10 protein-coding genes are annotated in these 11,599 nt (G+C 64.6%); 4 read left to right on the forward strand and 6 right to left on the reverse strand.

Translation table 11 applies throughout. The features are described 5' to 3' along the window. The 4 genes from CKO25_RS19640 to istB all read left to right on the forward strand — a co-directional run. Positions 1 to 1,200, forward strand: a 1,200-nt coding sequence (locus CKO25_RS19640) for an IS4 family transposase (protein ID WP_200389650.1), incomplete at its 5' end; no start/stop codon positions are given. A gap of 695 nt (positions 1,201 to 1,895) precedes the next feature. After that, entirely contained in the window at positions 1,896 to 3,347 is a 1,452-nt protein-coding gene (gene ltrA / locus CKO25_RS19645; protein WP_200389651.1) for a group II intron reverse transcriptase/maturase, read from the forward strand. A gap of 468 nt (positions 3,348 to 3,815) precedes the next feature. Beyond that, positions 3,816 to 5,336 (forward strand): IS21 family transposase, encoded by a 1,521-nt coding sequence (istA, locus tag CKO25_RS19650; protein WP_200389652.1) that lies wholly within the window; start codon positions 3,816 to 3,818, stop codon positions 5,334 to 5,336. 57 nt (positions 5,337 to 5,393) lie between these two features. Then, complete coding sequence (gene istB, locus CKO25_RS19655) at positions 5,394 to 6,149, forward strand: IS21-like element helper ATPase IstB (protein ID WP_200389653.1); 756 nt, start codon at positions 5,394 to 5,396, stop codon at positions 6,147 to 6,149. A gap of 232 nt (positions 6,150 to 6,381) precedes the next feature. Here the strand turns inward: istB and CKO25_RS19660 are convergent, their stop codons facing one another. The 6 genes from CKO25_RS19660 to CKO25_RS21405 form a co-directional block, all read right to left on the reverse strand. Next, the gene (locus CKO25_RS19660; RefSeq protein WP_200389654.1) at positions 6,382 to 6,582 is read right to left on the reverse strand and encodes a hypothetical protein; all 201 of its coding nucleotides are present in this window, start codon (positions 6,580 to 6,582) and stop codon (positions 6,382 to 6,384) included. Between the two features lie 871 nt (positions 6,583 to 7,453). Then, positions 7,454 to 8,599 carry a Fic family protein gene (locus tag CKO25_RS19665; protein ID WP_200389655.1) on the reverse strand — a complete coding sequence of 382 codons (1,146 nt, stop codon included), beginning with the start codon at positions 8,597 to 8,599 and terminating at the stop codon, positions 7,454 to 7,456. Between the two features lie 786 nt (positions 8,600 to 9,385). After that, positions 9,386 to 9,874 (reverse strand): GNAT family N-acetyltransferase, encoded by a 489-nt coding sequence (locus CKO25_RS19670; RefSeq protein ID WP_200389656.1) that lies wholly within the window; start codon positions 9,872 to 9,874, stop codon positions 9,386 to 9,388. Further along, entirely contained in the window at positions 9,862 to 10,212 is a 351-nt protein-coding gene (locus tag CKO25_RS19675) for a type II toxin-antitoxin system TacA family antitoxin (protein ID WP_371829731.1), read from the reverse strand. The genes CKO25_RS19670 and CKO25_RS19675 overlap by 13 nt, the downstream gene beginning before the upstream one ends. Beyond that, positions 10,187 to 10,648 carry a Fic family protein gene (locus CKO25_RS22040; protein ID WP_371829732.1) on the reverse strand — a complete coding sequence of 154 codons (462 nt, stop codon included), beginning with the start codon at positions 10,646 to 10,648 and terminating at the stop codon, positions 10,187 to 10,189. Before CKO25_RS22040 ends, CKO25_RS19675 begins: the two co-directional genes overlap by 26 nt. Next, positions 10,600 to 10,872, reverse strand: a complete 273-nt coding sequence (locus CKO25_RS21405; RefSeq protein WP_242467765.1) for a Fic family protein — start codon at positions 10,870 to 10,872, stop codon at positions 10,600 to 10,602. The genes CKO25_RS22040 and CKO25_RS21405 overlap by 49 nt, the downstream gene beginning before the upstream one ends. Between the last annotated feature and the right edge of the window lie 727 nt (positions 10,873 to 11,599).

The following is an 11,599-nucleotide window of genomic DNA, read 5'->3' on the forward strand; positions in this document are numbered from 1 at the left end:
ACCCAAGCGCTCTCGGAGGACGGCAGTTGCCGTGCCGTGGTCAACGCCGCGGCGGTACGGCGTGCGCTCGACGGCGGCGAACCCCTCGCGACCAACACCAGTGCCGATTGCCAAGCCCGGGCGCGCCTGCCGATGCCGATGATCGCGACGCTGGCGCGCGAGGCCGCGGGGTTGGTGACGAGGACCGCACCCGGCTGGTGGCTGTGGCCGGTGCGACGAGTGCGCCTGGTCGACGGCGCGACGGTGACCTTGTCCGATACCCCGCAGAACCAGGCCACGTATCCGCAGCCCGCCAGCCAGAAGGCCGGACTGGGCTTTCCGATCGCACGCTTGGTGGCCTTGGTGTGTTTGGCGACCGGGGCGGTGCTCAATGCCGCGCTTGGCCCCTGCGCGGGCAAAGGCAGCGACGAGCAGTCGCTGCTGCGCGAGCTGTTCGACAGCCTCCAAAGCGGGGAGATCCTTCTCGGCGACGCCTTCTACGCGACCTATTTTCTGCTCTGCGAGCTGGTGCGCGGCGGCGTGGACGGGCTGTTCGAGCAGCACGGTGCGCGCAAGCGCAGCACCGATTTCCGCCTCGGCGAGCGGCTCGGCGCGCGCGATCACCTGATCGTGCTGAGCAAGCCGAAGAAGCGACCCGACTGGATGAGCCCCGAGGAATACGCGCAAGCCCCGGCAACCCTGACGGTGCGCGAGTGTCAGGCCGGCGGCAAGATCATGGTCACCACGCTGCTCTGCCCCAAGGCGACCCCCAAGTCCATGCTCAAGGTGCTGTACCGGCAGCGCTGGCACGTCGAGCTGGATCTGCGCAACCTCAAGACCACGCTCGGCATGGAGCATCTGCGCTGCAAAACTCCGGCGATGGCGCTCAAGGAAGTGTGGGTCTACCTCTTGGCCTACAATCTGATCCGGCTCTTGATGGCGCAGGCCGCTCTGGTGGCGGACCAGATCCCGCGCCAGCTCAGCTTCAAGCATGTCGTGCAGATGTGGGGCTGCGTACTGCAGTGCGGCGGCACCCACGACAGCGTCTGCATCCATGCCCTGTTGGTGCTGATGGCCCAACCCCGCGTCGGTCGACGAGCCGGTCGGATCGAACCGCGCGCCTTGAAGCGGCGCCTGAAAAGCGACCCGCTGTTGACCAAGCCGCGGAAGATCGCGCAGGAGGAGGTCCGCGAACATGGCCACCCCAAGAAACAGCGTTGAGCGCCGCTCGCGCGTTGCGGATGACGCTCAGGACGGACTGTTTTTACAGCGGTTTTGGCTTAAGTTAGTGCCATTCGTGCGACACGAGGTCGCATGTGTATTTATCAAGGAGATCAAAGAGATCCGGCGTTCTACCGCCGGTACCCTACCGGGCCGTGCGTCGGGGGTAACCCCGAGGTGCGAAGCGTCCGGGACACGGTAGCCTCCGTCGATCAGACGGGCGACCAAACCGCGAGGGGAGGTCGCGACTGCCAGCCTCGAGGCGGTCGGGAGCCGGGGTTGAAGGGCAAGGCTAACTCAGGTGAATCGCTGTCGAGCCGTCGTTACTAAGAACATGCCAAAGAGGCTGACCAGGCATGGACCAAAAAGGTGGGCAGTCAGGTCGGGGCTTCCAATGTTGGCCCCGCGCAGATGTCGCGCTGCCGGCGGAGAGGCGGAGCCTAACCCCTTCGGGAATGGTACACATGCGAAACGTGGTCAGCCCGATCGCTCCCACAAGGACGGTGGACAGCGGCCCGCAAGGGTCGACCCGCGGGCGAGCGGGTAAAGGATGCCGGAGAAAGCGAATGCCGATCCGTAATGGGTCGGATAGGGGTTCAAGCTTTGCCCTACCCCGAAAGGGGGCAGACTTCCGGCGGGTCTTGACTCACGAAACACGCCCACGACAGGCTCAACCCGACGGGTTTCTTTAGACGATGATTGCCCTCGGCATCATTGAAGGCCCTCGGGATGGGACGGCGCCCTGGTTTGCAATCGACTGGACCAGGATACGTCGTCTCGTCGGCCGACTCCAAGCGCGAATCGTGAAGGCGGTCAGAGCCGGCAAGTGGCACCGCGTACGGTCGCTGCAACGCCTTCTCGCCAACTCGCTCGCCGCCAAACTCTTGGCGGTGCAGCGGGTGAGCTCCAATCGGGGCAAGAACACGCCGGGGGTCGATGGTGTGCTGTTGAATACCCCCGCGCGCAAGTGGCGACAAGCCCATCGGTTGAATGCAAGGGACTACCGGCCAAAACCGCTTAGACGGATCTACATCCCCAAGAAAAACGGAAAACGCCGCCCGCTCGGCATTCCGGTGCACGCCGACAGGGCCGAACAGGCCCTGGAGTTGCTGGCGCTGGATCCGGTGTCGGAAACCCTGGCCGACCCGTGCTCCTATGGCTTTCGCAAGGCGCGCGGGGCGCATGATGCGATCGCCGGGTGTTTTCTCGCCCTGTGTCGACGGCACAGCGCCGAATGGATTCTGGAAGGGGATATCCGGGCCTGTTTCGATGAAGTGTCACATCCGTGGCTCCTCGAACATGTCCCGACGAACCAAGGGAAGCTGCGGGGTTGGCTCAAGGCCGGTTTCATGGAACGCGGGGTCTTCCGTCCCACGACGCAAGGCACTCCGCAAGGGGGGATCCTCTCCCCGACGGCGGCCAACATGGCCCTCGACGGGCTGGAGCAACGCCTGCGCGCGCGGTTCCACCCCCGTCACAAGGTCAACCTGGTCCGCTACGCGGACGACTTCATCATCACCGGCGCGTCCTCGACGCTGCTGGCCGACGAGGTCAAACCACAGGTGCAGCAGTTCCTCATGGAGCGAGGCCTGGAGCTGTCCGAAGCGAAAACCCGGATCGTGCATATCGACGACGGGTTCGATTTCCTCGGCTTCAATCTACGCAAGTATCATGGAAAACTGCTCATCACACCGGCCAAACCCAGTATCGCGGCGGTCAAGGAAAAGGTTCGGGACATTCTGAAAGCAGGTGCGAGCCTGACGCAAGACGTCCTGATCCGGCGCCTCAACCCGGTCATCCGGGGCTGGGGACACTACTACCGCCATGTCGTGAGCAAGGAGGTCTTCAGCGACATCGATCACGCGATCTGGTGCATGACATGGAACTGGGCCAAACGACGACATCCCCAAAAAGGCCATAAGTGGCTCAAGGATCGCTATTATGCCCACAGGGACGGCCGCGACTGGGTGTTCACGGACGGATCGGTCACGCTCTTTCGGATGGCGAGTATCCCGATTCGACGCCATGTGAAGATCTGCGGCGACGCCAACCCCTACGACCCGCAACAGGCCGACTATTTCGTCGAGCGTCGCGGGCGTCAGCGGGGACGGCGACCCGTCGCGACTCCTGCATGGCTCGTGACGTGACGCGTCTCAGCCACCACCCCGTTGATCGCCGGGTGCTTCACGGTGCCTTTTCAAGGCTTGAGCCGTGTGCGGTGAAAGTCGCAAGCACGGTTCTTAGGGGGCGGGGTGACCGTAAGGTCACCCTGCTACCCGACGTATCTGGGGGCACCTAACGCGTTGTCCCCAGTGTCGGCAGCGCCTGCGTGATCTCGATGACAGCACGCTCTGGCACTGAATTGAAGACCAAACGCAGGAAGCCATGCGTATTCCGGCCCAATCCGGCCACCCATTCTGATTGAAAGCGGCCACCCATTCTGGTTCAAACCGGCCACCGATTCTGGCGGAATCCGGCCACCGGTTCTGGGGTAAAGCGGCCACCGATTCCGGTTGATCCGGCCACCCTGGCCGGGGCCTCGCCACACGGGATAACCCTGCGTACGGTGCCTCCTTTTTTCAGGAGGTGCTCAGATGCCAAGACAGAGGTTATCCATGCGAAAAGTCGACGATGTGCTGCGGTTGAAATGGGGTTCCGGGCGGTCGGTGCGGGAGATCGCCCGTGCGCTCGGGATCGGGCGAACAACGGTGTTGGAGTACTTGGATCGCGCCGAGGCGGCAGGGCTGTCCTGGCCCTTACCCGAGGGTCTGAGTGCGGACGAGTTGGAGCGACGGCTGTTCAAGCCGGGCGGGCGCCCCGCCGAGCTCGGGCTGGTTGAGCCCGATTTTGATGTCGTTCACCGGGAGCGGCGGCGCAAAGGCGTCACGCTGTTCCTGCTCTGGCAAGAGTACCGCGAGCGCCATCCCGAGGGCTATTCCTACAGCCAATTCTGCGCCCGCTACAGCGTCTGGAAGGGTCGGGTGGATGTGGTCATGCGCCAGACCCATCGGGCCGGGGAGAAGCTCTTCGTCGACTACGCCGGGCAGACGGCGGCGGTCATCGACCCCGACAGCGGGGAGATCCGCACCGCGCAGATCTTCGTGGCGGTGCTCGGGGCGTCCAACGACACCTATGCCGAGGCGACCTGGACGCAGGCGCTCCCCGACTGGATCGGCGCGCAGGTGCGCGCGCTGAACGTTCTCGGCGGTTGCCCAGACATCATCGTTCCCGACAATCTGAAAAGCGCCGTCAGCAAGGCCCACCGTTACGAGCCGGATCTGAATCCGACCGACCAGGATTTCGCCGCCCATTACGGGCTGGCGGTGATCCCGGCACGGGTGCGCAAACCGCGGGATCAGGCCAAGGCCGAAGGCGGTGTGCTCTTGGTCGAACGCTGGATCCTGGCGCGCCTGCGCCATCAGGAGTTCTTCTCGCTCACCGAGCTCAACGGGGTCATTGCCACCCACCTGCAGGCGCTCAATACCCGTCCCTTCAAAAAGCTCGACTGCTCGCGCCTGAGCCAATTCGAGGCGATCGATCGCCCGGCCCTGCGCGCGCTGCCGGCAACCCCATACGAGTACGCCGAATGGCGCAAGGCACGGGTCGCGCCGAACATTCACATCGAGGTCGACGGGCACTTCTATTCGGTGCCGCACGCCCTGGTCAAACGCCAGGTCGACGTGCGGCTGACCACCGCCACGGTGGAGATCCTGCACCACGCTCAACGGGTCGCCAGCCATGTCCGCAGCCCCCGCCGGGGCGGCTACACCACGGTGACCGAGCACATGCCGGAACGCCATCAACGCGCACTGGAGTGGACCCCGGAACGCCTGCAGCGCTGGGCGCACACCGTCGGCCCCGCCACCGGAGCCGTCACCACGCAGCTGCTCGGCGCGCGGCGCCATCCGCAACAGGCCTTCAATGCCTGTTTCGGGGTGCTGCGCCTGAGCACGGCCTACAGCGAGGCCCGCCTGGAAGCGGCCTGTGCACGCGCGCTCACGCTGGGCACCGTCTCCTACAAAAGCCTCGCCACGATCCTGGAGAAAGGGCTTGATCAGCGGCCCTTGCCAACTCCCGATCAGCACAGTCTGCCGCTGGATCACGCCAATCTGCGCGGCGCCGACTACGACCACTAACCCTCACCATGACCCCGTCGAACGACGGGGTCCTCACCCGTTACGGAGACCATCGCCATGTTGCTTCACCCCACCCTCGAGACCCTCGCACAACTGCGCCTCGACGGCATGCTCAAGGCCCTGCAGGAACAACTAGACATGCCGCAGATCCAGACCCTGAGCTTCGAGGAGCGCCTCGGCCTGCTGCTCGATCGCGAACTGAGCACGCGCGAGAATCGACGCCTGAAGACCCGTCTGAAACAGGCCAAGCTGCGTGAGCCGGCCGCCATCGAAGACCTCGACTACCGCACACACCGCGGCCTGGACAAGGCTCTGATGAGCCGCCTGGCCACCGGTGGGTGGATCGGCGAGCACCTCAACGTCATCCTCACCGGGCCGACCGGCGTGGGGAAGACGTGGATCGCGTGCGCCCTGGCCCACAAGGCCTGTCGCGACGGCTTCACCGTGCGCTACCTGCGCCTGCCCCGGCTGCTGCAGGATCTGGCGATGGCCCGCGCCGAGGGCCGCTACACCAAGCTGCTCGCCGAACTGGCGCGCACCGAACTGCTCGTCCTGGACGACTGGGGACTGGCCCCTTTGAATGACGAGCAGCGGCGCGATCTGCTCGAAATCCTTGACGACCGCTTCAAGCGGCGCGCCACCCTGGTCACCAGCCAACTCCCGGTCGCTCTCTGGCACGACGACCTCGGCGATCCGACCCTCGCCGACGCCATCCTCGATCGCCTCGTGCACTGCGCCTACAAGATCAATTTGACCGGAGACTCGATGCGCAAACACTCCACCGGGTTGACAGACGATCCCGCCCTCGCGTAACGACACCCATCCCGTGTCGCGGGGCCACTTCGGATCGGCCGCTTTGGCCGGAATCACCGGCCGCTTTCCTTCGGACTGACTGGCCGGATTGAATCAGAACCAGTGGCCACTTTCCTTCGGACCGGGTGGCCACTTTCGCCGGAATACGCAGGAAGCCATGCCCAAGACCAAACACCCTGCCGCGATCGAGGATGAGGTTGGCCGCAGGAACGAGACACATGAAAGCTTGGCGCTAGGTCGCTGCGAGGACGAGAATAGGCTCCACCTCTTTGCGGCAGGTCGTATCCCTGATGGCTGGATGGCGGTCGGAATTGGCATACACCTGCTCGCCTGCCCGTACTGCCGAGAACGCTTTGCGAATCTCGATGATCGGCCAGTCCATTTGCACTTTGACCGGCGCGGCACGTTCAAGCCCGCCGCGCATTGCCCCCAAGCTAGACCCAGTCCAACTGCCGAGGAGGTCGACCCATGGACAGCCGGCAAGCCACGGCCACCCACCCCGCCGCCACCGGTTGCTGGTTGGGGCGCGGGCTAGTCGATCGCGCAGTGACGCCGGGAGGCCTCGTTACGGCTCAGGTGGTGTTCCCAAGTGTAGACATCATGGATTGACCTGCCCGACCTCAACCGACGTGGGTTATGTTTTCGAGGTTGGGCAACCACCGACAACACAGAGCCATGATTGAGGGGGCAGGTCATGAATGAGTTTAGCGCGATGTTGACGACAGCGCCCCGGCGCCGCGGAGCTGCTGAATAGCGGCGCTGGGCGGTTAGATCATCATGTTCTTCTCGGCCCTCATATCCCGCTATCAGCCGGACGGCACCCTGAGTGTCGACCTCAGCGATCAAGGGGGTCCGATCGTCGGTTATGGTCCCTTTGCGGCAGGCATGCCCTGGTTCCGTCGGACGAGCGGCGGGTGGGTCGAAACCGCCTACGACTGGGGTGCTCGGCTGGTCAACCCGGCCCACGAGTCACGGAAGGATCTGCCGGTTCTCCGCTACCTGGGGCCCTGGCCGAGGGACCTCATCCGCAAGGACGTCTTTCAGTGCCAGGCCATCATGGACGTCCTCGAAGCCGGGCCGGTGCTTTTGTCCTGGCCAAGGGCTCGGCGTGGTCGTGGGCAACGGGTTGGTTTTGCAGCTCAGTCATGGCGTGCCTCTTTCAAGCGTTTGCGAGCGACCTTCGGCGCGGTTTCGGGGTCTTGGACAAGCTCGGGATCGGGATCTGCGTGGGGGCCGTCCTGTGTCTGCGAGCGACCGGCCTGCCGCTGTCCGTCGATCTGACGGCGATCCCGGTCTGGTACCTATCATGCCATGCCCTTGCCGTCGATCAGAACCTGAGTCGCCGCTTTCGCGAGATTCAAGGTATAGCGTGTATGCTTGCGCTCCCCGGTCCGCACGAGCGCGCCCTTGGCGACCAGGTCCTGGAGATCGCGGGTCGCGGTAGCGCGCGAGGTGCGAGCGATGGCGATATAGTTTTCGGCACTCAAGCCCCCGACGAAACCCTCCGGACCCGCCCTGAAAAGACGCGCGAGAACCTTCTCCTGACGTGCATTCAACCGGCCCCGCAGGCGGTCGTAGAGCTTGGCCTTGCCGATGAGAAAGACGACCCGCGCGCGGGTGTAGTCGAGGGCATGGAGGACGGTATCGGCAAAATAGTCGAGCCAGTCGTCGATGCGATTGACCTTGTTCGCCCGCTCGAGTGCGGAGTAATACGCCTTCTTATGCCGTTCGATGGTGTGGGACAGCGCGATCAGCGTGGGTTGCCCGAGCCCCTGCGCCAAGACCTTTTCAGCGATGGCACGCGCAATCCGGCCGTTGCCGTCCTCGAACGGGTGAATCGTGACGAAATACAGATGGGCAATGCCCGCGCGTGTCAGGGTTGGAAGTGGGTGCTCGCCGGTCGGGGCGCTAAGCTGGAGCCAGGCGACGAAGTGGTCCATCTCCCCGGGCACCCGCCGGGCGGGCGGCGCCTCGAAATGGACCCTCGGCGCATAGACAGCCCCGGACACGACCTGCATCGGCTCTTCCAAGGTACGATAGCGTCCGACATCGCGCAGGTCCCGCCGTCCGGCCATCAGCATGCGATGCCAGACCCACAGCATCTCGTGGGTCAGCGGGATCTGGAAGTGCCGATAGAGATCGACCATCAGCTCCGCCATCCCTGCCTCGGCCGGGGCGACGCGACGCGGGTCTTCGGCCAGGCCGAACTCGCGCAAGAGCGAGGACTGAAGACTGTCACGGTCCAGAAACTCGCCCTCGATGCGGGCGGTCATCAGGGCCTCGTCGCCGATCAGATCGACCGTCAGCGCCCGCTGCTCGGCGTCGTCCAAGTGCGCGAAAGCGCCAAACAGGAGCCCGGACTCGTGCAGCAGGCGCGACTCCATGGCCGCGAGCCGCGCGCTGTCGTAGGCGAAATCGGGCCAGTCGGATTGTTGCCAGTTCCAGACCATGATGCATAAGGGGAGCGGTTATCGCTCACATGAGTGCCAGTTTCTGAGCGATAGGATAGAATCTTAGCCCTTCGCGCGGGACGGCGCCACCGGAGCGGTGATCGGCGCTTACGGGAAGGCTGTTGAGAGTGTTCAATTGGATCGTCCTGGGCGTCGCGTTCAGCGCAAGATCAGGCGGCTCAAGCAATCGTGGACATGGCCGGGATCGTTTTGGCCGTCTCGGTTTGGTGCCGCGGAGTCGCGCGGTCCCGCATGCTGATTGCGATCGTGCGATCAGCGCCCGCAGTCCTTGCAGCGGGACTTCTGCCGCTCGGGCTGCGTCGGATCCCGACCTTGACTTGATCTCAAGCCCGCAGCCGACCGGGGCGGCGTAGCGCTTCAAGGTCGCGTGGGCGCGTGGCTTGCCCGCGCTCAACCTGGCTGATCGTCCCACCGGCCGGCGTCAGGAACCAGCGTTAGCGCGGGCAAGCCACGCGCCTACAGTGAGGTGGCTGCATTCGGTCGCACCTGCCCGAGACGATGTTCTTCCGAGATCGCCTTAACCCTCGCAACGCGTTGGCGTCACACGAGCAGCGCGGAGAACCTGGTTTCGGATCCTGCTTTTTGGCCTCGCCCTCCTACCAGCCATGGGTTCGCAGGGCAGCGTTCGGATCGGGTTTTCCTCTCACCTCCGCGATTGCCGGGTTGATCGGTCACATCCGCTCGCAGTCGATCTCGAAACGGAAGAAAGCAATCCCCGACAAACCCGATGTCGCCGTGGGCTAGCGCCATGATGACCCTGCCCACCTACATCCGTTTCAGCGACAGGACCAGCGTCAAGGGATTCGTCGGCGACGCGACGAATCCGTGACGGGTATAGAAGCCTGCGGCCTTTTCCCACAGGGCATGCACCAAGAGTCCGCGGACACCAAGAATCATGCTTGCGGCCCGGGTACGCTCGACAGCATCGCGGAGCAAAGCGACGCCGAGGCCCCGGCCCTGCCAGGTCTGATCGACGGCCAGGCGCCCCATGATTGCCATCGGAACGGGGTCAGGCATGTTGCGCCGGATGCGCCCGGGCGCCTCGCGCAGTGCCAGCGCGCCCGAGGCCAGGCAGTAGTACGCGACCACCGCCCCCGCAGCCGAAACGACGTAGGTGCGCGAGGCGCCGCTGACCTGATTGCTCCGGGCGCGGCGAATCAACCACTCGTCAAGCGGTTGGACACCGGAGGAGAAATCCTCGACGCGATGCTTCTCAGCGAGCGGCGCAGGGGCATCAATGGTCACGCCGTCCATGGGCTGGGGGCGGCCATCAGGCGCTCGTAACCCTCGCCAGCAGGGGGATGGTCCAGTACGGCGAGGAAGTGCTCGTACGTCTCTCGGTCGACCCTGACCAGCGTCTGGTCGAGCAGCGTCTCCTCGGCGGCCCGCCGGGCAGCGTCGATCATGAAATCGGAGCGCGACCGGCCCTGGATCTTGGCGGCCTGATCGATCAGGTCGCGAATCTCCTCCCGCACCCGGAGGTTAACGGCCCGGGTGGATGGTTCTGTGTTGGCGGTAGACGGCGAAACGGGCATGGCGCACCTTGGCTTTAATTGAAACCGCGAATTAGATACACATTGTATATCTTGCATTCAAGGTGTCAATCTTGTCGGGCGCCTCGCTCGCCGGCCGGATCGCCCGAGCCCAGCCCAGCCCCAACTGCGGGGTCTGGCTCGTCGCGAGATTCAAGGCATAGCGGATGAGAAAGACGACCCGCGCGTGCGTGTACTCCAGCGCATCCAGGACGGTATGGGAGAAATAGTCCAGCCAATCGTCGATTCGATTGACCTTGTTCGCCCGCTCCAGTGCGGCGTAATACGCCTTTTTGTGCCGCTCGATGGTGTGCGATAGCGCGATCAGGGTGGGTTGCCCGAGACCCTGCGCCAGGACCTGTTCCGCAATGGCACGCGCGATCCGACCGTTGCCGTCCTCGAACGGGTGAATCGAGACAAAATAGAGGAGGGCAATACCCGCGCGGGTCAGGGCCGGCAGCGGGCGCTCGCCGGTCGGGCGCTGCGGTCGATCCAGGCGATGAAGCGGTCCATCTCCTCGGGCACCCGCTGGGCGGGCGGCGCCTCGAAATGGATCCTGGGCGCATAGACGGCCCCCGACACCACCTGCATCGGCTCTTCCAAGGTGCGATAGCTCCCGACATCGCGCAGATCCTGCCGACCGGCCATCAGCATTCGATGCCAGGCCCACAGGATTTCATGGCTCAGGGGAGCCTGGAAGTGCCGATAGAGATCGACCATCAACGCCACCATCCCCGCCCCACCCGGTCGGTGCCGGGTACGGATGAGATCTCCCAGGTCCTGTGCAAAAGGCTTCCCGGCATGCTCAGGGTCTCCGACCGCGCGGGATCGTCTGCGCACTTGCGATTAGCGCCCGCAGCCGTGTCGCCTTCCGCCTGTCTGTACGACGTCGGCATCCCGGAGTTCGTGATTTCGCGGCTCAATGGCTGGCCTGCCGGTTTCCCCTGTCAACGCTTGGAGCTACGCCTCACGGCATATCCCCCATGACTCGGGGCCGAAACGAATCGCCATTTCTATTTCGTATCGAACTTTCATCGACTACCTCTTGCCAGTTTGTCCTGGCGCATCACAGACCACGGTTTTCGGGCCCAACCGCGTTCAGAGCGAGATGCTGAATGGACGACGCGGAGGGCGACCTCGGCGTGGCGGATTGAACGGGAGGATGACGCGGAAACGGATCTGCCGATGGCGAGGCTGCCGCGCCGGGCGTCGGCGGGGTCCGGCGCGGCGGGCGGCCAACCGCGGTGCTATGCTCGCCCTTAGCCCTGTTGCCGACGAGTCCGCCCGATGCACTTCTTCAACACCGAAGGCCCGGTCCGCGCCGACGACCACTACAGCCTACCGCCCCTGTCGCGCTGGGATCTCGACGAGATCCTCGCCCTCATCGACCAGAAGAAGTACTTCCTGCTGCATGCGCCCCGTCAGACCGGCAAGACCACCTGCCTGC

The sequence above is a fragment of the Thiocapsa imhoffii genome (assembly GCF_016583985.1).
GTDB lineage: Bacteria > Pseudomonadota > Gammaproteobacteria > Chromatiales > Chromatiaceae > Thiocapsa > Thiocapsa imhoffii.

Excerpts from the sequence above, each read along its gene's own strand:
- CKO25_RS19675 (WP_371829731.1), bottom strand. The coding sequence starts at position 10,212 with ATGCAAGATATACAATGTGTATCTAATTCGCGGTTTCAATTAAAGCCA.
- CKO25_RS21405 (WP_242467765.1), bottom strand. The coding sequence starts at position 10,872 with ATGGTCGATCTCTATCGGCACTTCCAGGCTCCCCTGAGCCATGAAATC.
- istA (WP_200389652.1), top strand. The coding sequence starts at position 3,816 with ATGCGAAAAGTCGACGATGTGCTGCGGTTGAAATGGGGTTCCGGGCGG.
- CKO25_RS19670 (WP_200389656.1), bottom strand. The coding sequence starts at position 9,874 with ATGGACGGCGTGACCATTGATGCCCCTGCGCCGCTCGCTGAGAAGCAT.
- CKO25_RS19665 (WP_200389655.1), bottom strand. The coding sequence starts at position 8,599 with ATGGTCTGGAACTGGCAACAATCCGACTGGCCCGATTTCGCCTACGAC.
- istB (WP_200389653.1), top strand. The coding sequence starts at position 5,394 with ATGTTGCTTCACCCCACCCTCGAGACCCTCGCACAACTGCGCCTCGAC.
- ltrA (WP_200389651.1), top strand. The coding sequence starts at position 1,896 with ATGATTGCCCTCGGCATCATTGAAGGCCCTCGGGATGGGACGGCGCCC.